The organism is Aliidiomarina maris (genome assembly GCF_003987335.1).
Classification (GTDB): Bacteria; Pseudomonadota; Gammaproteobacteria; order Enterobacterales; family Alteromonadaceae; genus Aliidiomarina; species Aliidiomarina maris.
Genome location: NZ_PIPK01000001.1, coordinates 501857 through 524293, shown reverse-complemented (window position 1 = coordinate 524293; position 22437 = coordinate 501857). Strand labels below are relative to the sequence as shown.

The window sequence follows — 22437 nt, the reverse complement described above, 5'->3', positions numbered from 1 at the left end:
GCCGCAAACTGATGCGCGCCACGTTAACCTGCAGTTGAAAAGTACTAAGTTTATAACGCCGATGTTGCGCGAATTGTGCTTTGAAGTGCTGGACCGCAAGCTTGATTACGCAGCCGGCCAGTATATGGTGTTAACTATTCCGGCTGGAGCTGGTCGCAGTCGCCCTGAAGATATTCCTGAGCAGTTCCTTTCGCAGTGGCAGCATATTGAAAACGTCGAATATAATCATAGCGCTGTGCAGCGAAGCTACTCCATGGCGACAGCCGCAGGCGGCAAAGAGCTGGTGTTCACCGTGCGTTATCAACCACAGGCAACAGATGCGCCATCGCCAGGTATTGGCTCTTCATTTCTATGCAACCTAAAACCCGGCGAAATCATTGCTGCAGAAGGCCCTTTTGGCGGCTTTCAAAGGCAACCAGGTGCTCAACGCAAACTTTGCTTTATCGGTGGCGGCGCGGGAATGGCGCCGCTACGAGCGCTCATTCAAGAAGAGCTGAATGATACAGCATCGCGGCCGATAACCTTTTTCTACGGGGCGCGGAATCGCCATGAGTTACTCTATTACGATGAGTTTATGCAGCACCAACAGCGAGGTGAGCTGACATTTATCCCAGTGCTGTCTGAGCCTGAAAAAGCGTGCTTATGGCAACAGGATGTCGGTTTTGTGCATGAGATTGCGGGGAAATGGTTGCCATCTCAAAGCGTCGACGCGTACGATTTTTACCTCTGTGGCCCACCTTCTATGCTCAGCGCGACGCTGACTATGTTAAAAGAGCACGGCGTGGATGAAACACGCATCCGCTATGATGATTTCGGTAGTTAGGCAAGTAACTGCTTGTTATCACGAGCCATAAGAAAAGCCCTGAAACTCGAATGCTTGAGTTGTCAGGGCTACTTTGTAGTATTTACTCTTGCTCGATGAGCGCGAGTTTACTTTGCCCCCAACCCAATAACTCACCATTGGCAAATTAGATGTTTCACCGTCTACTCTGAACCGTGTTTTGAAGTGTCAAAGTGGCATTAGCCCGGAAATGGCGCTTCGTTTATCGAAAGCTTTAGGTAGAAGCCCTGAAAGTTGGCTGGCGATGCAGGATGCTTACGATTTGTGGCATGCTGGAAAGAATTTGAGTTTAGATAAGGTGCAGAAGGTTGAGCTTACAGCTGCATAACAAGTCGCATCAGTTCGCGCCTTCGGCGCCGGACACTCACGCTGTTTATGCCGCTGTGCTTGGGCGTTAGGCATCTGGTGTTACCCACGAATAGTAGGCTAACAGTTACTCACAGGACACATGATGAAAGAAATAAAAGATTTTATATATCTTGATATGGAGAAGGTAAGTGGTAGCAAAATGCACTGTATTATGATTCCTGGTGACTCAATGAAGACATTGGTTACGGTTTTTGCAGTAAAGTGAGCTCATGTAGTATTCGCACTTTATGAATATTACTGATGTGCCATTAGTAGTCACTTAATCTTGACAACAAGTGATCAAAAACCAATCGAATACGTTGTGGTACTGGACCACGTTGAGGGCGATAAATATATAAATCCCAAGGCTCCGGCTCGACCTCTTCTAACACTCTTACAAGTTTCCCTTGGCGTAATAAGTCTTGGGCAGAAAAGTCAGGAATTTGAGCAAACCCCAGTCCATTTTGTACACCCATTAATTCAGCTTCGGCGTCGGCACTTCGAAAACGTGTTGTGGATGGCGTCCACTGTCTGTCCATGGAAAAAACCCATGGCCAAAGCTTTCCCGTATTGCGATCGACTAACCCTGTAACCGGCAAGTGGTTTAGATCTTCAATCGACGCAGGCGTTCCCACTCTATTTATTAAGTCAGGCGAAGCCACGACATACAGATTAATTTTGGTGAGCTGGCGGGCAATAAATCGACTATCTCTCATGAAACCGATACGTATCCCGATATCTATTTTTTCGTCAACGACATCCACGCGCTCGTCACTGAGTGTCAGGTCTATATCCAGTTGAGGATGTATTGTTGAGAGTTCCAGTAATGCTGGCATCAAGCATTTATGACCAAAACCAACAGGCGCTGCGATACGAACCCGCCCTTGTAATTCATTACCCGAGTTAGGGGCGCTTGTTTGAAACAATTCATCTACAGCGCGCAGGCGTTCTTTTGCGATCACAGCAAATTTTTCTCCAACCAGGGTCACTTGTATGTGTCGAGTATTTCGATGAAATAAAAGCTCCCCTTGCAATCGTTCTAACTCCTTCACTGCTCGCGTCACTGCCTGAGGAGAAATCCCCAGACGGTTAGCCGCTTCTTTAAAGCTGCGAGACTCAGCAGCAGTACAAAATATCCGGAGCATTTCCAATTTGTTAAGCATCACAGTCACATTCAGGTTTGATATGAATACATAAATATTATTCCAAATTATGGAATTGTGAAATTAAAATATTTCCATTTATTGGTTTTTGAAGGTAAGGGATACTTTGCTTGTTATTTAGACAGAGTCATTCATTCAACTGATTTGAGGATATTAACTATGACTAGTGTTTTAGCAAACAACATCAGCGGTAAGGTCGTTGTTATTACTGGTGGTAGCAGCGGTTTAGGCGAGACCACGGCAAGACATTTAGCCAGTCTTGGCGCATCTGTTGTTTTAGGTGCCCGACGCATCGACAAGCTTGAAGCTATTGCTGCTGACATACGTACAGCGGGCGGAAAAGTTGCGGTTCAAGCGACAGATGTGACTAGCCAGGACGAAGTGAAGGCCCTTGTAAATCTTGCACAAGAGCGCTTCGGTAAAGTTGATGTGGTTATCAATAATGCAGGGTTAATGGCGATTGCACCGTTAGCTGAGATTCGAGTTGACGAATGGGATCGCATGATTGACATCAACGTTAAAGGTCTGCTGTATGGCGTAGCCGCAGCGCTTCCGATCTTTCAGGAGCAGGGATCAGGCCACTTTATCAATATTTCGTCTGTAGCGGGTATCAAAGTATTCAGTCCCGGCGGCACGGTTTATAGCGGAACCAAATTCGCTGTTCGCGCTATTGCCGAAGGCTTGCGCCATGAAGTTGGGGGTAAAATTCGTTCAACAATCATTTCACCAGGTGCAGTCGAATCTGAATTGAAACATGGAAGTTCAGATGCTCAGGGTGCAGCCTTTGTAAAAGATTTTTATCAGCAAAATGAAATTCCATCTGAATCTGTTGCTCGTGCTATCGCATACGCAATTGAGCAGCCTGCGGATGTGGATATCAACGAGATTGTTCTGCGCCCAACTGTTCAAGAGTTTTAATTCGTTTAATATAAGACCTATTAACCAGCGGGTGATTTAACCACCCGCTGAATATTCAGTTTGTGAGGTTATTGATGACAGCGTTAAACAGACGGCTTTACCTCTGGTTGCACTTACCGCTTGGGAAGGTTTGGTTGACAAGGCGAATGTTAAAGCGGGCCAGAAAGTCCTTATCCAGGGTGGAGCTGGCGGAGTTGGGCATGTAGCTGTGCAAATTGCTAAGGCCTTAGGTGCCGACGTCTATGCCACTGCATCGACTGGAAAACAACAACTGCTCAAGGCGCTTGGTGCCACGCCAATTGATTATCACACTGCAAGCCCTGCGGAGTACGTGGACGCATACACCCAAGGCAAAGGATTCGATATCATTTACGACACTGTCGGTGGCTCTGTACTCGATGCCTCATTAGGTATCGTTGCACATTATGGACATATTTTAAGCTGTGCTGCATTCGGCTCACATAACCTGGCACCGTCGTCATTACGCTCTGCAACATTGTCAGCGATTTTTGTGTTACACCCACAGCTCAGCGGAGAGGGGCGCAAACATCATGGTGACATTCTGCGGCAAATTACGGCTCTTGTTGAAGCGGGACAAATTAAGCCAATACTCGATCCGTTACGCTTCTCCCTTGACACGGCAATGGATGCACATAATGCCGTAGAGTTGGGGTCCATGGGTAAAGTCGTTATTGATGTAATTGCTTAAAAAGTAATAGTTGAGGATGCATATGAGCCCAAGAAAACTAATTCGAACTGTTCGTTTCCATGAATTAGGTGGTCCCGAGGTGTTAACGATTGACTCGCTGGCGAGTCCAGGCTTGCAGGCCACTGATGTTCGTATTGCAGTCAAAGCTGTTGGGCTCAATCGTGCTGATGCCATGTTCAGGCGAGGCCAGTATATAGAAAAGGCTGACTTCCCTTCGCGAATCGGCTATGAAGCATCCGGGATAGTCATTGAAGTCGGGGAAGAGGTAAATCATTTACGCCTTGGGGAAGAGGTTTGTATTGTCCCTCAGATGGGGCTTTCTCAGAATGGCTGCTACGCAGAAGAGATTGTCGTACCCAATGAATATGTGGCACTCAAACCAGCAGGGTTAACCTTTGCTGAAGGCGCAGCAGCCTGGATGCAGTACCTGACAGCTTATGGCGCTTTGGTCGAAATTGCTAACGTGCAAAAAGGCGATTCAGTACTGATAACCGCTGCATCGAGCAGTGTTGGATTGGCTGCGATTCAAATTGTGAATTCTTTGGGGGGTATCCCTATCGCTACAACTCTAACAGGCGCTAAAAAGGCTGCTGTGCTCAAGGCTGGCGCGGCCCATGTGATTGCAACCCAAGAAGAACCGCTACTGGATAGCTTGAAAAGCATCTTGGGAGCAAACAATTTAAAAATCGCATTTGATGCTGTCGGTGGGCCGCAGATAGCTGAAATTGCTGAAGCAATGAGCCCTGAGGGAACAATAATAGTACACGGAGCATTAAGTCCCGAAACAACCCCTTTTCCCTTAAAAATAGCACTTCGTAAAAGTCTGACAGTTAGGGGGTATGTGTTTACTGAAGTTATAAAAGGCATCGGGCGTTTTCACAGAGCAAAGCAATTTATCCACTCGGGTTTATCCGAAGGAACACTCAAGCCTGTCATTGATCGAAGCTTTAAATTTGAAGAGATAGTAGCAGCGCATCACTATCTGGAGTCCAATCAGCAAATTGGTAAAATAGTGGTCGTACTTGATTAACAGTTCGTAGCTTCCGCTTGTCTCTGGCCGGCGCATAATTCACCGCCAGAACAATAAGAAAAAGAGGTAGTGTATGGTAATTAGCGATCTTCTCTGGCGGCGTCCGCGCCATCACATGGATGTCGATGAACACCACGACCACGTGCACTGGGTGGAACTTTTCTTCGATCTGGTCCATGTAGTGACAATTTTCATTCTGGGAAATTACCTGTCCCATCATCTGGGGTGGCAAGGATTCTGGGTGTTTACCGGACTGTTCCTGGCGATTTTCTATGCCTGGGCAGACAGCTCGCTCTATAACTCGCTGTATATCTCCACGGACATGCCGCATCGCGTGGTGATGGCACTTAAGATTGTCACGATGATGACCGTCGCGGCGGCGATTCCCGACGTGGCCGGTGAAGGCTGGACGTATTTCGCGCTGGCCTATGCGTTAAATCGGGCGCTGACGGCCTATCTTTACTGGCGGGCGCGCTGTACCGACAACGCGGCCAATAGACTGGCGCAGGAACAGGCGCGGAATTTTTTCGTGTTGGCCGGGGTGTTCGCGCTGTCGGCTTTTTTGCCGACACCGGTTGCCTACTGGGTCTTTGCCGCCGGCGTGGCAGCAATCCAGCTGCAGTACATGCTGCCGCGCGTGGGCACGCTCCGCTTCGAACGCTTTGTGCCTCAACTCGGACACATCTCGGAGCGCTTCGGCCTTCTGATGTTGATCTTGCTGGGTGAAGGCTTCTTTAAACTGGTGGTCACGCTGGCCGACAAGGGCGTCTACAGCGTCAGCGCGGGTACGCTGTTCAATGTGACCATGGGCGGCTTGTCCCTCTTCGCGCTGGCCTGGACTTATTTCGACTGCGCCGGCAATGAAAAACCGAAGAGCCGCACCAGTGCCGTGCTGCTGAGATACTGGTTTGCTCACATCGTGATTTTGTGGAGTGCGGTGACGATTGGCGTTGCGCTGGCCGGACAAGTCTACGTCGGCCTGTGGGAGCCTTATCCGCCCGGCTACGCCGCGCTTGGCTCGGTTGGCCTTGCGGTGTTTTTAGCTTCGCTATGGGCGCTGCGTCGAACCGTGGCTGATGCCACCGACAAATACCACAGCGCCGGTCTGAGGCTGTTCGGCATTGTCATGGCACTGGTTGTGCTAGCCGTTCATCCCCTCATACCGTCGATTGTCAGCAACGGCCTTTGGGCCCTGGCGCTGTTCTCGCAGATTGGTGTGCCGATTTTTCTGGCCCTAAGAGATGCGCGCCGGTCTGATAAAATGCTGTGATGGAACATGGCTACGCCCATGCAATTTAACAGATACTGTTTTCAGGTTAAATGAGCCTCTCAAAAAAGCGCAAAATGAATTCAAGAGGTGTATCCGAAGCTTTTTATCGAATACATATAGCTCAACAGCGTTTTGGAATGTTGCGCCAGCTTTAAAGTTATCGAGAGCTTTTTCATCGTCGGTGACCGATAAGCCACGGACTTTTAGTTGTGCAAGCTGCTCCTGATAACTTAACCACGGTTTAGCATAAGCTGTCTTGGTATCACTTCTTTTACTCATTTTACGCCACAGCCTCTTTTACAACTGCTTCGGCTATTTGGCAGCGGGTTTCGCTTGCCTGAGACAGCCGCTCCTTTAGCTTGTCGCAGAGCGCATTAACGCATCGAGTTTGCGCACTAAGCCAACAATCTGGCTTTCTGTCATGCGTTTGCTCACCGTAAAGCTCCTTTGTTTTAGTTTAAAAGAAATTCTACGAGTGAGCTGTATTATTTTACGGGGTAGTTACGTATCAATTTCCACATCGCGCATCAGATTACTGAACGTATGCACCACCACATACTGGGTTATAGGTACCTGTAATATGAGAGCTTGCTTCATTCGCCAGGTAACGTACTGTGTTCGCGACATCTTCAGGGGTCGCTACACGTTGTGTTGGTGTAAATGATCTGATCATCTCTTTGAATTCTGCTGGTGCATCTTTCGTTGCATCCGTTTCAACCAAGCCCGGAGCCACGATGTTAGAAGTGATACCCAGTGGGCCAAGTTCTTGAGCCAGATATTTACTAAAACTGTCTAGTGCACCTTTTGCTGTACCATGAGCAATAAAGTTCGGTGCAGGAACTTCTGACAATGTGCTAGAAATAAAGACCAAACGACCAAATTGCTTTTCTTTCATGGATTTCACAGCTAGATGAGCGGTCTGATATGCCGCGTGCATTTCATCATTTAATTTTTGTGCAAACTCATCCCAGCTCTGCTCAATGAATGGTTTAGCGGTAAAGTTCATGTTGGCGTTAGAGACCAATACATCAACGCCACCATGTTCATCCACCTGTGCAAACATCGCTTCAAGTTGTGCATCGTCACGTACATCAGCCTGAACTGCGAAAGCTTCGCCGCCTTGGCTGCGGATTTCTTCAGCTAGTTGCTCTGCTACTGCTGAGCTGTTTACGTAATTAATAAATACACGATAGCCATCTTCCGCTAGTGCTTTTGAAGTTGCCGCGCCAATACCACGCGCACCACCAGTTACTAATGCATTACGTTTTGTCATGTGACTTCCTTATAGTTTTTTGAAGGTTGGGTTGTGGCAGCATCTAGTGTATGTGGCTGCCTCACATTACTTAATTAAGGCTTTTATCGATTCAGTTGTCTTAAACTAGTAATCACTTTCGATAAGTGCTGTTTACTTGTTTGTAGTTCCTGATCATCAATGTCCTGCTGCGCATCCTGCAAAACACTCGCGGCAATCTCTTCACACTCTGCAACGACCCCGAGGGACTTTTCCGTCAGCATGACAATTTTACTGCGACTATCATGCGTAGAGCTTTGGCGCTCAACCCAGCCACGTTTTTCTAAGCCATCGATTGAACGGCTTACACTGGATTTCTCCAGATAGAGCAACTCACTGATTTGGCTCTGCGTCATCGGTTCACTGTTTCTCAAAATCAGAATGACTCCCCACTGCTCTGCGGTCATATCAATGCCGGCTTGTTTAAAGCGTATTGTCAGTAGTCGGTTAAAAAGTCGACTGGCTAAGCCCGTTAAATGTCCAAGTGACTGTTGATGGCTGTAGTTCTTCACTCTTATCTCAATCGTTTCTGTTAACTATATAATTGTATACACAACTATATAGTTAACTGTCAATAGTTCCCATTTTGTAGTGAGTTATCACGAGCAAATTTCAGGGATGTTGCTATGGCTTACTTACTGGAAAGCATCCGCATGAATAGGCTGAGATCGGGAAAGTCAAGCGAGACCTTAAAGCTCAACGAATTTCCGTTGACGACAATGCCCTTGGTGTCCCAGTCGAACGCTATCTACTTGATGCCATGAGGCGATTGCTTGTCAGTTCCCAGTGGTTAGTCAATCTGGCTACCCATGCTGCATAGTCAACAGTTTAAATTGTTGAAAGGCTACAGTTTTATTTGTAGAATACGGGCTTATGAAAACTTTATCCGAACGACTAAACCATGCCTTGCAGCTTACTGGGGTGACTCAGTCTGAGTTGGCTCGTCGCATTGGTATCAAACAGCAGTCGATCAGCCAGATTTGCTCTGGTAAATCGGCTAGGTCTCGTTACACCATGCAGATTGCGGAAGCGCTTCGCGTGAATGCTCATTGGCTCGCCACAGGTGATGGCGAGATTGGCTTGGGGATCGGTAATGTCGAAGTTGGGCCTGACATTAAGGGAAGAATTCCTCTCATTAACTGGGTTCAGGCCGGTGATTGGACTGAAATAGCGGAGGGATTTGCCCATGAAGATGCTGAAGAGTGGCGTGAAGTCACAGGGAAAGCACATGAGGGTTGTTTCGCACTTCGCGTAAAAGGCGACAGTATGGAAAATCCAAGCGGGAAAAAATCCATACCTGAGGGGGCAGTGATCGTTGTTGATCCCGAGTTACCTTACTCTTCAGGTTCATTGGTTGTTGCGCGTTTGGATGATTCGAAAGAAGCAACTTTTAAGCAGTTGGTCATTGACGGTGAACAGAAGTACCTAAAACCTTTGAACCCCCAATACCCTGCAATACCGATCAACGGCAACTGCACCATAATTGGTGTTGTACGACAAGCTATCATCGATTTTTGGTAGCGAAGGAATTTGTGGTTTAGCCACAGTTGTTCATGAGCTGAAGAAGCAACGATTGCAAACAGCTACAGCTGAGCATTGGCGCACGCTGAGAGTAAATGGTAGCCGATTAGATAACCATTGATTGTTTATAAAGTCAAGATCAGCGAAAATAGCGGCCAATTACGATTAATACGACGGATTTGACAAGCGAAGAACTGACAAAAGAGGACTTCCAATAATGTCTACAAATTCGCCTATAAACTAAAAGAACTCATACATGGCAAATCAAGATTTTCTTAATGAAATCAATAAGCGTCGAACTTTCGCGATTATCTCGCACCCTGACGCGGGTAAAACCACAATTACCGAAAAAGTTTTATTGCACGGACAGAAGCTGCAAAAAGCGGGCACCGTAAAAGGTAAAAAGTCGGGTCAGCATGCGAAGTCTGACTGGATGGAAATGGAAAAAGAACGGGGTATCTCGGTAACCACGTCGGTGATGCAGTTTCCGTATCGCAACGACCTGGTTAACTTACTTGATACCCCAGGCCACGAAGATTTTTCTGAAGACACTTACCGCACCCTAACCGCGGTGGATTCGTGCTTGATGGTTATCGATGGTGCCAAAGGTGTCGAGGACCGCACCATTAAGTTGATGGAAGTTACGCGCTTACGTGATACCCCGATTTTAACCTTTATGAACAAGCTCGATCGCGATATTCGCGACCCGTTTGAGTTGTTAGATGAAGTTGAAGACGTTCTCAAAATTATGTGTGCGCCAATTACCTGGCCGATTGGTTCAGGGAAAAACTTTAAGGGTGTTTACCACCTGCAGCGCGACGAAACAATTTTGTATAAAACCGGGCAAGGCCACCGTATTCAAGAGCTTGACGTGATTGCAGGCATTGATAACCCTGAGCTGGATAAACGCATTGGTAGCTGGGCGGATGAATTGCGTGAGCAAATCGAGCTGGTACGCGGGGCATCAAATGAATTCGATTTAGAGATGTTTTTAGCCGGTGAACTGACCCCTGTATTTTTCGGTACTGCATTGGGCAACTTTGGTGTCGACCACATGCTGGATGGCTTGGTGGATTGGGCGCCGCGGCCGCTGGCACGTGCTACCGACACCGGTGAAGCAGTTGAGTCGGCAACGCCTGAATTCTCAGGTTTCGTATTTAAAATTCAGGCCAACATGGACCCGAAACACCGTGACCGCGTGGCGTTTATGCGGATTGTTTCGGGTAAGTATGAAAAAGGCATGAAAATGAAGCATGTGCGCACGGGCAAAGACGTGCGTATAGCCGATGCATTGACGTTCTTAGCGGGCGATCGTGCCCACGTTGAAGAAGCCTACCCGGGCGACATTATTGGTTTGCATAACCACGGCACAATTCAAATTGGAGATACCTTTACGGCAGGCTCTGACTTTAAATTCTCGGGCATTCCGAACTTTGCACCAGAACTATTCCGCCGTATTCGCTTAAAAGACCCATTGAAGCAAAAGCAGTTGCTAAAAGGCTTGGTGCAGCTGTCAGAAGAGGGTGCGGTGCAGGTGTTCCGTCCGCTGATTAGCAATGACTTGATTGTGGGGGCTGTGGGTGTGCTGCAGTTTGATGTGGTGGTGCACCGCTTGAAGTCAGAGTATAACGTGGACGCGATTTACGAGAATATTCAAGTGGCGACCGCTCGTTGGGTCTACAGCGATGATGCGAAGAAGTTGGATGAGTTCCGCCGGAAAACTGAGCATAACCTGGCTTTAGACGGTGGTGACAACCTAACCTATATTGCGCCGACCATGGCAAACTTAAGCTTAACCCAAGAGCGTTACCCGGATGTGCAATTTGAGCACACCCGAGAGCACTAAAGCGTTTTAGCCGGCTGCTAGCGTAAAACGTCTAGCAGTCGCGCTAAGTTTTTCTCATCCAGACAGTAATCAGCCACTTCACGCACTTTCGGCTTGGCCATAAAGGCCACCGCAAAGCCTGCTGCCTGTAACATCGGAATATCGTTGGCGCCGTCGCCGACTGCCATGACTTGCGATTTAGGTAAACCATACTGCGAAGTTAGCTGGGTTAACGTATCGGCTTTGGTTTTGGCATCGACGATGCGTCCGCCTAAAGTGCCAGTTAAACGATCATTGTCGTCAAACTCTAAAAAGTTACTCACCACCACGTCAAAATGAAAGCGACGCGCCAGTTCGTCTGCAAACCAGGTAAAACCGCCTGATACTAACACCGTTCGCCAGCGATGCTCACGTAAGGTGCTGAGTAATTCCGCAGCGCCTGGCATAACCGGCATTTCGTCGCGGATCATGTCTAAGGTTTCAAGGTGTACGCCTTTGAGCAAGCTAACGCGCTCTTTCAGGCTTTGGGTGAAATCGATGTCGCCGCGCATGGCGCGCTCGGTAATGGCCGCAACTTGTTCACCGCAGCCAGCTGATGCAGCGATGGTGTCGATGCATTCCATATCGATTAACGTGGAGTCCATGTCAAAAACAGCCATGCCTCGCTCTGAGAGCAGGGGAGGCTGGCGCGAAGCTGCGGTGAAGCCTCCGAGGGCTCCCGCGGGAGGTAGATTGTTCACAGTTCGTCCTTATTGACGGCCTACGTAATGACAAGGGTTGTCGCGAGCGTACGCCGAGTTATTGTTATTATGGGTCATAAATTCTTTGGCACTGCTTCAATATTAAAGCCCGAACCCTAAAATTTAGCAAAGATTAATTAACAAATTTGCACTGCCAAAATTCTAGCGCAGTTAGCGCCTTTCATATAGTATGGCTGGCATGAAAATGACAATACAAACATGGACTAAGCACTGGCTGATTGACGGCGAACACCTGTATCGACGCGCCATTCAGCTACTTGTTGCGCTGCTCCTCCTGTCTTGGATTGGAGTCAATTGGTACACCGTGGCGCAGCGCGGTGAAGAAGTGCGCTCGTTGCAAACGGAAGCCATGGCGCGGGTGATTTTGTCCCAAGCCAGCCATGAAGCCAGAATTTGGTTGTTAGAAGACAACATGGATGGTTTGAATGGTTTAGCCCAACACCTGCAACTACAAGACAGTATTCTTGAAGTGGCGATTCACGATGCGCGTGGACGTTTGCTGGTGACCGCGGGTCATTCGTTGCCGGTACAGGACTACCTCAGTTCATTGCCTACCTATTTTAGCGCTGTACCTAAAGTGTCGCCGATTGATGATGGCGATCAGGTGATTGGTTTTATTCGCTTAACCTTCGACTACCAGCGCGTCATGAGCGAAGCGGATATCTATCAGCGTGCGTATTTACAGCGCACCGGGTTCTTAATTTTCTTATCGGTGTTGGCCGGCTTTTTACTGGCTACGGCAGTGCTCAAACGCCGTCCACGCCAAGTGGCAGACCCTGAGTTGTAACATGGGTGTGAGCTTAATTGACACCCATTGCCACTTAAACCTGCAAGCTTTTGACGAAGACCGCGCTGAGATGCTGATGCGCGCGCACCAAGTGGGTGTCACCCATGTGGTGGTGCCGGGCATTACCGCAGCAAGTTGGGCGCAGCAGCGCGATTGCGCCAAGCGTTATGCCAACTGGTTCAATGCCTTCGGTTTGCACCCTTACTTTATTGATCAACACCAAGACGGCGACATCGACTTGTTAGCGCAGCAGTTGCACCAAGGCGGTGCCATTGCGGTCGGGGAAATTGGTCTCGATGCGACCTGTGCCGATATGCCACGCCAACGTAAGTTATTGCATGCCCAGCTTGAATTAGCGGTTGAATTTCAATTGCCGGTTATTTTACACCACCGTAAAACTTTGGACGAACTACTTAAATGCACACGCGAACACGGCGTTGAGCGTGCGGTGGTACATGCGTTCAGCGGTAGTGAGCAACAAGCCCTTGCCTGGGCGGATGCGGGTTATTACTTGGGTGTCGGCGGTGTGATTACTTACCCGCGGGCGCAAAAAACGCGCCGCGCCATTGCCAGTGCGCCGCTGCACGCCTTGGTGTTGGAAACCGACAGCCCGGATATGCCAACCTGTGGTAAGCAAGGTCAGCGCAATGAGCCTGCGTATATGACCCGGGTGTTTGATGCCCTGTGCGAGATACGCCAAGAGCCGCCCCATGTGCTGCGCGCGGCATTGCATGCCAACACCTGCGCGCTGTTTGGGCTAAGTTAGCGGTTACACCTGCTCAAGTGCATCAGCAATGGTTTTCACAGCAATCACCTGCATGCCTTGAGGCGGGGTTTTCGGCGCATTCGCAACCGGTACAATAGCGCGCTTAAACCCGTGTTTACTGGCTTCGTTAAGGCGCTCTGAGCCATTGGTGACCGGGCGAATTTCCCCTGCAAGACCGACTTCACCAAACACAATCAAATCGCGCGGCAATTCTTTATTTTTAAAGCTGGACACAATTGCGAGCAACAACGCGAGATCTGAGCCTGTTTCCGCGACGCGTACGCCACCGACCACATTCACGAACACGTCCTGATCGCCAAGGGCTAAACCGCCGTGGCGATGTAGTACGGCTAATAATAGGGCGAGACGGTTTTGCTCGGTGCCGACTGCGACGCGCCTTGGGTTGGCCAATTGTGAATGGTCGACTAAAGCCTGGATTTCCACCAGCAGTGGGCGCGTGCCTTCCCAAATCACCATCACCACGGAGCCACTGCCATGTTCATCGGCACGTGATAAAAATATTGCGGAGGGGTTTTTGACTTCTTTTAAGCCGCTCCCAGTCATCGCGAATACGCCAAGCTCGTTGACTGCGCCAAAGCGGTTTTTGGTGCCGCGCATGGTGCGATAGCGCGAGTCACCGTCGCCGTCCAGAATCACTGAACAGTCGATACAGTGTTCGAGCACTTTGGGGCCGGCGAGGCTACCGTCTTTGGTGACGTGCCCAACCATAATAATGGCGACATTGTTTTGCTTGGCATAGCGGGTTAAATAGGCGGCGGTTTCGCGCACTTGTGACACACTGCCCGGCGCTGACTGAATGTCACTTAAATGCATCACCTGAATAGAGTCGATCACCATAATCGCGGGCTTTTCCTGGTCCGCCAACTGGCAAATGGTCTCTACGGACGTTTCCGCCAGCATGCGCAGCTTGGCGGTCGGCAATTGCAAACGCTGGGCGCGCATAGCAACTTGCTGTAACGATTCCTCACCAGTGACATACAAGGCGTTCATGCGTTCCGCTAGCTGACACATGGTTTGCAACAGCAGGGTACTTTTACCCGCACCGGGTGAGCCGCCGATCAAGATAGCTGAGCCTGGCACCACGCCACCACCGAGCACGCGGTCAAATTCCGCAAAGCCACTACTAAAGCGCGGCACTTGTTGTAGATCGACTTCACTTAAGGTTTGTACTTTGGCATCCGTTAAGCCGGCGAACCCGCCCCGGGTGGCATGGCTACGAGCGGGGCTGGCGCTGCCTAAGCGCACCTCGGTGACAGTATTCCAGGCTTTGCATTCACTGCATTGCCCCATCCAACGTGGGTAATCGGCACCACATTCGGTGCATACATACGCGGTTTTCTGTTTTGCCATGGTGTCGTACCCTTTGCCCAGACAGTTATTGGTGTAATTCGGGCTATGATAACAAGGCGCGACGATAAACAGGCAGCTTTTTACGGATTAAAAGGTGGGTAAATGGCGCAAAACGTTGAAAGCCGGTGTCGCTGGGGTGGGTTGCTATCGACAAGCGCCCCAAGAGTTTTCATAATGGCTGCCGATATAACATAATAACTTTGCAAATCAGGCACGCAGGAACGCGTATTCATATGAACGATATCGCCCGACAAGAGTTGGTTGAGCAGTTAAAACCCGTGGTCAATGAACCCGAGTTTGATGACATTTTTGCGGCCCTTACCGAAGGGTTGTCTGGCCCTGAACGCTTTAAATTAAAAGGCGAGCTGCGCCATTTGGCGCGTCCGTGCCGTAAAGTTATTGACCTGCGCAAGCGCGTAGAGGGCAGCTGCCGCCCTTACCAACATAAAGGTATCACCCATTACATGGACGATGTGGCGATACAAATTTTTGAAAATGGGCTGCAGCAGTATCGTGGCACCTATACCGAAGACACTTATGAACAGGTGCACAACGCCGACAACAATTTCCGGATTATTGCCCAGCGCGAGCGCGAGCGTTCATTACAGGCTGCGCGGCGTACTTTTGAGGTAGGCAAGCAGCCGCTACCGTCGCAAATGAAGAAGCTGGGGGAGACCGAGGGCACCCAGTATAAGCACCTTGAAAAGCCCTATTTTACTTTCGGTGAGTATATCAGCCGACGTGAAGAGCGGATGAACTTCGTGGTGCCGGTGGTGTTAAATACCGCACGTGGTAAATCAATTGAAGCGAATACCAGTAACATTTCAATTAGCGGCATGAAAGTGAAGCTGTCACCCGATGACGTCGTCAACGAGGGCGAGCAGGTGGGTGTGCGCTTTGTTGGATTAGCCAAAGAATTTACTTTCGACCCTAGCTTTGTCGCCCCTTACAAGGTGGTCAAAGTCGAGCGTACGCCCGATGCGTTATTTTTGGGGCTGGCGCGCGACAGCATGTTTGACTCCGACGAATTTGATGAATTCTTACTGCGTTTTATTAATGGCTACAAACGACGCTATAAAGTGAATGTCGAGAACACCTATCGCACGGTGTTAAGCAAAAGCTATGAGCAGTTTTACTTTCCACGCTCGGCAGCGCTGCCGCTATTTTTTAAACGTGACGGCGTCAAAATGTTCGCGGCGTTGGCGCTGGAAACCGCCAACAACAAAGGTATTTTGGACGACTGGCTAAACGAATCGAACCTTAATATTTTACCCAATGTATTTTTGGGGCGGCGTATCGCCCAGTTGCTTAAGCACTTAAAGCAACACCCAGGCGGTATTGCACGGGTGCTGATCTATAGCTTTCATGTGTTGATGCAAGGCCAGGTACATTTTTATGCCGCTACCAGCGACGAATTTGAGCAAGATCCTGAGCTCAAGCGGGTATTTTTAGCTTATGCCGCACGCACCAATAATTTCCGTGTGTATAGTTTTGATTTCAGCCAGTTGGACAAAAGCCGTGCGTGGCAGCCGATTGCGCTGCCGGACTCGATTTTAGAGCAGGACAAATACTTAAGCCGACCGCCTTCCCCGGAAGTGATGCAAAAAATCAGTACCTTGTCGCACTTAGGTGTGCTGCGTGATGTAACCCCGCTACGTAGCTCCTATAAAAGTTACACCTGCAAGAAAGAAGAGCTTGAACTGATTAAGCCGTATCGCTTGTCACGCAAGCCACCGGTGACCTTAGAACATGTGGCGTATAGCTTTACCAACTTTCGTGCCGAGGCTCGCTTTGGGTACCGTACGCGGGTGCGTTTGCGCGTTGGTGAAACCAATGTTATGGCGACCACGCGGGATATTTCCACCATGGGTATGCAGGTTGAGTCTGAGGAAGCAGTGCCTACCAAAGCGGGGGAGCATATTCAACTGGACTTACTTGAGCTGGCGAAACGAGCCGGTACGCAGGATGTCACGCGCTTGCGTTATGAAGTGATGCATATTAGTGAAGACCAAACCACTTTGCATCTGCGCGCCGACGTCAATGATGCCAGCCATCGCGGTAAAGCGTTTTTTGAAAAGATGATCAGCGATAATCAGGACGAGATCCTGCGTAACCGTCAGGAAGGCACCCTGCATGGTTTAGCGCTGTGTTTGCGCAATTTGTACAGTCACTCAATGACCAGTTTGTCGATATATTTGCAGCGACCGAAAGACCAAGACTTCCAACTTGGGATGGTCGGTTTTTCGCCGCTTAACCACCATTTAAAAGAGCTTAGTGTTGGGCTTTCTTATCAACCAGAGCATGCCAGCTTGCGGTTTTTACTCGGTGAGAAAGATGTCAGCCGTGTGCTGCGCAAAGCTTGGGACGGTTTAACCGAGAGCTCGTATCCGCAGGCGCTGGAAGTGTATGTCTATATTGGTGCGAGTGATGCCGGGAAAGGCTTGCGTGGCAGTAAGGTTGTGGTGCGTTATCAGCAAGACTTTAAAGACACTGAGCAAGAACAAAAATTTATTGTGCAGGCGCTGAAACACGGTTGTCTGATGTTTTTGCGCATGGAGGTTAGCCGCACGGGTAAACCTGATATTGCGTTCATTGCCAAAGAATTTAAGTACGTCAGCATGTATGCGTCGCACAAAGCGCAGCAACTGGAGAAAGATTTATGGAGCGTGGTGGGCTTGGTGGACGTGGTGGATTGTACCAAAGAGCTGATGACGCGGCTCAAACTGAGCCAAAATGAGCAACAGAAGCAAGCCCAGCGCCTGGATGATTTGCTCGCAATGCGATAGCAGCGAACCACACGGCCTGAGGTTGTGAGCGATAGGCGCAACCTGATAGAATTGCGCGCCTAAGTAGAGGCGCGTTTCGCTGGTGTTTTTTGTCATGGCACTGTAGCGACCCCCAGCCCAAGTGATTAGTCAGACTGAAAAGGAATAGCCCGAGTATGGCGCAATATATTTATAGCATGCTGCGTGTCAGCAAAGTCGTGCCGCCTAAGCGCACGATTTTGAAAGACATTTCATTAAGCTTTTTCCCTGGTGCGAAAATCGGTGTGTTGGGCTTGAACGGCTCAGGTAAATCGACGTTATTGCGCATCATGGCCGGTGTCGACACCGAGTTTGAAGGGGAAGCGCGTGCGTTAAGCGGCACTAAAATTGGCTATTTGCCGCAAGAGCCGCAACTGGACGAAAACAAAACCGTACGCGAAGTGGTAGAAGAAGCCGTTGCGGACGTGAAAGACGCGTTAACGCGCTTAGATGCAATTTATGCCGCGTATGCCGAAGAAGACGCTGACTTTGATGCCTTGTCAAAAGAGCAAGGTGAGCTTGAGGCAATTTTACAAGCTAAAGATGGGCACAACTTAGATCACGCATTAGAAAAAGCCGCTGATGCCCTGCGTCTGCCGCCTTGGGATGCCAAGGTGCAGCACCTTTCCGGGGGTGAGCGTCGCCGTGTGGCAATCTGTCGCTTGTTACTTGATAAGCCAGACATGCTGTTGCTGGATGAGCCAACCAACCACTTAGACGCTGAGTCGGTGGCGTGGTTAGAGCGCTTCTTACATGATTATGAAGGCACCGTAGTGGCGATTACCCACGACCGTTACTTCTTAGATAACGTCGCGGGCTGGATTCTTGAGCTTGACCGTGGCTACGGTATTCCTTGGGAAGGTAACTACTCAAGCTGGCTTGATCAAAAAGAGAAGCGCCTGGAGCAGGAAGAGAAAACCGAAAGCGCGCGTCAAAAATCGATTAAACGTGAGCTCGAATGGGTACGCCAGAACCCGAAAGGCCGCGGTACTAAGTCAAAAGCGCGGATGTCGCGATTTGAAGAGTTGCAAAGCGGTGAGTACCAGCGCCGTAACGAAACCAACGAATTGTATATTCCGCCGGGTCCGCGTTTGGGCGACAAGGTATTGGAAGTCAACAACTTGCGTAAGTCGTTTGGCGACCGTGTACTGATTGATGATTTGACATTCAGCATGCCAAAAGGCGCGATTGTCGGCATTATCGGCCCGAACGGTGCGGGTAAATCGACTTTATTTAAAATGTTGTCTGGCGCTGAACAGCCTGATTCAGGCAGCGTAGAGCTGGGTGAAACGGTCAAGCTGGCAAGTGTTGATCAGTTCCGTGACAGCATGGACGACAAGAAAACCGTGTTTGAAGAAATTTCTGACGGTTTAGACATTCTGTCGATTGGCGGTTATGAAGTACCAAGCCGTGCCTACTGTGGCCGGTTTAACTTTAAAGGCAACGACCAGCAAAAACGCATCGGCGAATTGTCGGGCGGTGAGCGCAATCGGGTGCATTTAGCCAAGCTGTTAAAAGCTGGCGGCAACTTGTTGTTACTCGATGAGCCAACCAACGACTTGGACGTTGAAACCTTGCGTGCCCTTGAAAACGCGTTGCTGGAATTCCCGGGCGCCGCGATGGTTATCTCGCACGACCGTTGGTTCCTTGACCGTATTGCGACCCATATTTTGGATTACCGCGATGAAGGTCAAATTAACTTCTACGAAGGTAACTACACCGACTACGAAGCTTATATGAAAGAAAAGCTTGGTGCGGCGGCGATGGAGCCTCACCGCATCAAGTATAAGCCTATCGCGTAAGCGAACGGGGTTAGCAAAAGGGCAGCTTACTTAGCTGCCTTTTTTGTACTTGGCGGCAAGTTATTTAAGTTGGCATGTGGCGCATAGCATGCGATGGCTAAAACCGTTATAATGCAGCCAGACTTTAGCCGCTGAGCGCGCACGCTGCGTGTTCACACGATTCAGCCAGGAGTAAGCATGTACAGCCGTGATATGACAATTGCTGAGTTCGATAGCGAACTTTGGGACGCCATGCAGGCGGAAGAACAACGTCAAGAAGAGCATATTGAGCTCATCGCGTCAGAAAACTACACCAGCCCGCGGGTGTTAGAAGCGCAAGGTTCGCAACTGACCAACAAGTACGCAGAAGGTTACCCAGGCAAGCGCTATTACGGCGGCTGTGAGTTCGTTGATATCGCTGAGAACCTGGCGATTGAGCGCGCTAAAGAATTATTTTCGGCCAAATATGCCAACGTACAACCGCACGCGGGTTCGCAAGCCAACGCGGCTGCTTTTATGGCGCTATTAAACGCGGGCGATACGGTATTAGGTATGAGCTTGGCCCATGGCGGTCACTTGACCCACGGTTCGCATGTCAACTTTTCAGGTAAAACCTACCATGCGGTGCAGTACGGTTTGCACCCGGACACCGGCGACATTCATTACGACGAAGTGGCTGAGCTGGCGCGTGAACACAAACCGAAGCTGATTATTGCTGGCTTCTCTGCGTTCTCTGGCATTATCGACTGGCAGCGTTTTCGTGATATCGCCGACGAAGTGGGTGCTTACCTACTGGTTGATATGGCGCACGTGGCAGGTTTAGTGGCCGCTGGTTTGTACCCGAACCCAGTGCCAATTGCTGATGTCGTGACCACCACCACACACAAAACGTTGGCAGGCCCGCGTAGTGGTTTGATTTTGTCAGGTAAAGACGACCCAGAGCTACACAAGAAGCTAAATAGCTCAGTGTTCCCTGGTAACCAAGGTGGCCCACTAATGCATGTGATCGCAGCCAAAGCGGTCGCGTTTAAAGAAGCATTGCAGCCTGAATTTAAAGCATACCAACAGCAGGTGTTAGATAACGCCAACGCTATGGTCGAAGTGCTGCAAGCTCGTGGCTATAAGATTGTATCGGGCGGCACCCAAAACCATTTGTTCTTGGTTGATCTGATTGATCGTGAATTTTCTGGTAAAGATGCTGATGCCGCGTTAGGTCGCGCTTACATCACCGTGAACAAGAACTCAGTGCCAAATGACCCACGTTCACCCTTCGTGACCTCAGGTTTACGTTTAGGTACACCAGCAATTACCCGTCGTGGTTTCAAAGTTGCTGAAGCGAAGCAAGTGGCGACCTGGATTTGTGACGTATTAGACAATATCGGCGATGAGTCGGTTGAAGCGCGCGTTCGCGATGAAGTGAAAGCTTTGTGCGCACGTTTCCCAGTTTACGCCTAAGGTAAGCCATGCATTGCCCGTTTTGCAGTACACAAGACACCAAAGTGATTGATTCGCGGTTAGTCAGCGAAGGGATGTCTGTGCGTCGGCGACGCGAGTGCAATGCGTGCCACGAGCGCTTTACCACTTTTGAAAGCGCCGAGTTGATTATGCCGCGCGTGATTAAAAGCGATGGCGCTCGTGAACCTTTTAATGAAGAGAAGCTGCGTAACGGCTTATTACGCTCGCTGGAGAAACGTCCAGTCAGCCTTGAGTCGATGGAGCAGCTGATCAACCGAGTCAAATCTGAGTTGCGAGCCACAGGTGAGCGCGAAATCAGCAGCAACACCATTGGCAACTTGGTGATGGAACAACTCAAAACCTTAGATAAAGTGGCGTATATTCGCTTCGCTTCGGTGTATCGCTCATTTGAAGATATCCGTGAGTTTGGTGAAGAAATCGCACGTTTGCATGACTAACATGCCGCTAAGGCCAACCATTAAGGCAGTGTATGACCGAGGTCGGGCGCGACTTTACTCAGTTTGATAAATCCTGCATGGCAGAGGCTTTGCGCCTTGCCGCCATGGGTCTGTTTACTACCTCTCCTAACCCCAATGTAGGCTGCGTGATTGCGAGCGCGAACGGCGCGGTTGTAGGCCGTGGTTATCATGCCAAAGCGGGGACTGAACATGCCGAAGTCCATGCGTTGCGCGAGGCGGGTGAGCAAGCCGCTGGCGCCACCGCGTATGTCACATTAGAACCCTGTAGCCATTTCGGGCGTACGCCGCCTTGTGCCGATGCCTTGATTGAAGCAGGTATTGCGCGTGTGGTCGTCGCGATGCAAGACCCGTATCACAAAGTCGCGGGGCGTGGCATTGAAAAGCTGCGTGCGGCAGGCATTGAGGTAGCGGTGGGGCTGTTTGCAGCTCAGGCTGCGGCACTGAATAAAGGGTTTATTTGCCGGGCTACGACTGGCAGACCGTATGTGCGAGTGAAGCTGGCACAAAGCCTTGACGGGCGCACGGCACTGTCCAATGGGCAAAGTAAATGGATTACCAGCACTGAGGCGCGTCATGACGTGCAATTTGGGCGTGCACAATGCTCTGCGTTACTGACCGGGGCTGGCACTGTGATGGCTGATGACCCACTGCTAAATGTGCGTTTAGCGCTGGATGAATATCAAAGCCAAGCGCATTTGCGCCGCGCACTGGCGAATGAAGCCCTATATCAGGAAGTGGCGGCGACTGAACCATTGTCATTGCCATCGACGCTCGCGCAAACGGCGTTGAGCGAAGTAAGGCAGCCTGCACGTGTGGTGGTGGACAACCGCTGTGAAATTCATGATCTATTGCAGTTATGGCAGGTGGATGCGCCGATTTGGCTGGCAAGCCCGCACCATTGCGAGGACGGGTTGAATAGTGAGCTGCCGGCGCACGGTGAATACCTCTGGGTCGAAACCGGCGCAGACGACAGCCGGATTGACTTGCCCCAGTTAATTGAATTGCTTGGGCAGCGAGACGTGAATGATTTGTGGGTTGAAGCCGGTGCTTCGCTGGCAGGGGCGTTGCTGAGCCACGATTTAATTGACGAACTAATCGTGTATACCGCGCCGCGCTTGATGGGGCCTGATGCGACTGGTTTGATAGATATGCCCATGTTAAGCGCGATGGACCAAGTGCCGCAATTTGAATTTAGTGAAGTTGAGCGCGTGGGCACTGATTTAAAATTGACCGTGCGGATTACTCGTTAACCGCCTTTTATCACGACTGGGCTAGTCGCTAGCCAAATTATGCTAACCGAAAAGGTACATGCAAGCT

General features: G+C 49.9%; 20 protein-coding genes and 1 pseudogene. 15 read left to right on the top strand and 6 right to left on the bottom strand.

Annotation, left to right across the window (positions count from 1 at the left end; all coding sequences use genetic code 11):
• A partial coding sequence (locus tag CWE07_RS02545) for a ferredoxin reductase domain-containing protein (protein WP_476723712.1) occupies window positions 1-823 on the top strand: 823 nt, incomplete at its 5' end.
• 142 nt (window positions 824-965) lie between these two features.
• Window positions 966-1169 (top strand): annotated as a pseudogene (locus CWE07_RS02540) (HigA family addiction module antitoxin); the annotation flags it as partial.
• Window positions 1170-1458: 289 nt separating this feature from the next.
• Here CWE07_RS02540 and CWE07_RS02535 read toward each other — a convergent pair.
• A complete protein-coding gene (locus CWE07_RS02535) occupies window positions 1459-2352 on the bottom strand; it encodes a LysR family transcriptional regulator (protein ID WP_111568345.1) in 894 nt (297 codons plus the stop codon).
• Window positions 2353-2511: 159 nt separating this feature from the next.
• On the opposite strand from CWE07_RS02535, the gene CWE07_RS02530 reads away from it, so the two are divergent.
• The 4 genes from CWE07_RS02530 (at window position 2512) to CWE07_RS02515 (ending at window position 6279) form a co-directional block, all read left to right on the top strand.
• Window positions 2512-3270, top strand: a complete 759-nt coding sequence (locus CWE07_RS02530) for an SDR family oxidoreductase (RefSeq protein WP_111568344.1) — start codon at window positions 2512-2514, stop codon at window positions 3268-3270.
• A 130-nt stretch (window positions 3271-3400) separates the two neighbouring features.
• Window positions 3401-3979 (top strand): zinc-binding dehydrogenase, encoded by a 579-nt coding sequence (locus tag CWE07_RS02525; protein WP_275541001.1) that lies wholly within the window; start codon window positions 3401-3403, stop codon window positions 3977-3979.
• Between the two features lie 22 nt (window positions 3980-4001).
• Window positions 4002-5009, top strand: a complete 1008-nt coding sequence (locus CWE07_RS02520; RefSeq protein ID WP_111568343.1) for a zinc-dependent alcohol dehydrogenase family protein — start codon at window positions 4002-4004, stop codon at window positions 5007-5009.
• 73 nt (window positions 5010-5082) lie between these two features.
• Window positions 5083-6279 carry a low temperature requirement protein A gene (locus CWE07_RS02515; protein WP_111568342.1) on the top strand — a complete coding sequence of 399 codons (1197 nt, stop codon included), beginning with the start codon at window positions 5083-5085 and terminating at the stop codon, window positions 6277-6279.
• Here CWE07_RS02515 and CWE07_RS02510 read toward each other — a convergent pair.
• The 3 genes from CWE07_RS02510 to CWE07_RS02500 form a co-directional block, all read right to left on the bottom strand.
• Window positions 6244-6558, bottom strand: coding sequence for an Abi family protein (locus CWE07_RS02510; RefSeq protein ID WP_111568341.1), 315 nt, complete (start codon window positions 6556-6558; stop codon window positions 6244-6246). The two genes, CWE07_RS02515 and CWE07_RS02510, sit on opposite strands and share 36 nt — an antisense overlap.
• A 253-nt stretch (window positions 6559-6811) precedes the next feature.
• Window positions 6812-7552, bottom strand: coding sequence for an SDR family NAD(P)-dependent oxidoreductase (locus CWE07_RS02505; protein WP_111568340.1), 741 nt, complete (start codon window positions 7550-7552; stop codon window positions 6812-6814).
• An 83-nt stretch (window positions 7553-7635) separates the two neighbouring features.
• Window positions 7636-8082 (bottom strand): MarR family winged helix-turn-helix transcriptional regulator, encoded by a 447-nt coding sequence (locus CWE07_RS02500; protein WP_111568339.1) that lies wholly within the window; start codon window positions 8080-8082, stop codon window positions 7636-7638.
• A gap of 361 nt (window positions 8083-8443) precedes the next feature.
• Here CWE07_RS02500 and CWE07_RS02490 point away from each other — a divergent pair, with 361 nt between their 5' ends.
• Both CWE07_RS02490 and prfC read left to right on the top strand, forming a co-directional pair.
• On the top strand, window positions 8444-9091 hold the full coding sequence (locus CWE07_RS02490; protein WP_111568338.1) for a LexA family protein: 648 nt from the start codon (window positions 8444-8446) through the stop codon (window positions 9089-9091).
• A gap of 256 nt (window positions 9092-9347) precedes the next feature.
• Entirely contained in the window at window positions 9348-10937 is a 1590-nt protein-coding gene (gene prfC / locus CWE07_RS02485) for a peptide chain release factor 3 (protein WP_111568337.1), read from the top strand.
• A gap of 17 nt (window positions 10938-10954) precedes the next feature.
• Here the strand turns inward: prfC and serB are convergent, their stop codons facing one another.
• Entirely contained in the window at window positions 10955-11656 is a 702-nt protein-coding gene (serB, locus tag CWE07_RS02480; RefSeq protein ID WP_241973998.1) for a phosphoserine phosphatase SerB, read from the bottom strand.
• A 199-nt stretch (window positions 11657-11855) separates the two neighbouring features.
• Between serB and CWE07_RS02475 the strand changes: the two genes are divergently transcribed.
• Window positions 11856-12464 (top strand): AhpA/YtjB family protein, encoded by a 609-nt coding sequence (locus CWE07_RS02475; protein ID WP_206750621.1) that lies wholly within the window; start codon window positions 11856-11858, stop codon window positions 12462-12464.
• 1 nt (window position 12465) lies between these two features.
• Window positions 12466-13230, top strand: coding sequence for a TatD family hydrolase (locus CWE07_RS02470; protein ID WP_241973996.1), 765 nt, complete (start codon window positions 12466-12468; stop codon window positions 13228-13230).
• 3 nt (window positions 13231-13233) lie between these two features.
• On the opposite strand, the gene radA is transcribed toward CWE07_RS02470, so the two are convergent.
• Window positions 13234-14601, bottom strand: a complete 1368-nt coding sequence (gene radA, locus CWE07_RS02465) for a DNA repair protein RadA (protein WP_111568334.1) — start codon at window positions 14599-14601, stop codon at window positions 13234-13236.
• A gap of 233 nt (window positions 14602-14834) precedes the next feature.
• On the opposite strand from radA, the gene CWE07_RS02460 reads away from it, so the two are divergent.
• The 5 genes from CWE07_RS02460 to ribD all read left to right on the top strand — a co-directional run bounded on the left by CWE07_RS02460 (window position 14835) and on the right by ribD (window position 22370).
• Window positions 14835-17387: a PilZ domain-containing protein gene (locus CWE07_RS02460; protein WP_111568333.1), complete on the top strand. Its 2553-nt coding sequence runs from the start codon at window positions 14835-14837 to the stop codon at window positions 17385-17387.
• Window positions 17388-17542: 155 nt separating this feature from the next.
• Window positions 17543-19207 carry an energy-dependent translational throttle protein EttA gene (ettA, locus tag CWE07_RS02455; RefSeq protein WP_111568332.1) on the top strand — a complete coding sequence of 555 codons (1665 nt, stop codon included), beginning with the start codon at window positions 17543-17545 and terminating at the stop codon, window positions 19205-19207.
• 177 nt (window positions 19208-19384) lie between these two features.
• Complete coding sequence (glyA, locus tag CWE07_RS02450; protein WP_111568331.1) at window positions 19385-20641, top strand: serine hydroxymethyltransferase; 1257 nt, start codon at window positions 19385-19387, stop codon at window positions 20639-20641.
• An 8-nt stretch (window positions 20642-20649) separates the two neighbouring features.
• Window positions 20650-21099, top strand: a complete 450-nt coding sequence (nrdR, locus tag CWE07_RS02445) for a transcriptional regulator NrdR (RefSeq protein WP_111568330.1) — start codon at window positions 20650-20652, stop codon at window positions 21097-21099.
• A 32-nt stretch (window positions 21100-21131) separates the two neighbouring features.
• Window positions 21132-22370 carry a bifunctional diaminohydroxyphosphoribosylaminopyrimidine deaminase/5-amino-6-(5-phosphoribosylamino)uracil reductase RibD gene (ribD, locus tag CWE07_RS02440; RefSeq protein WP_111568329.1) on the top strand — a complete coding sequence of 413 codons (1239 nt, stop codon included), beginning with the start codon at window positions 21132-21134 and terminating at the stop codon, window positions 22368-22370.
• Window positions 22371-22437: the final 67 nt, after the last annotated feature.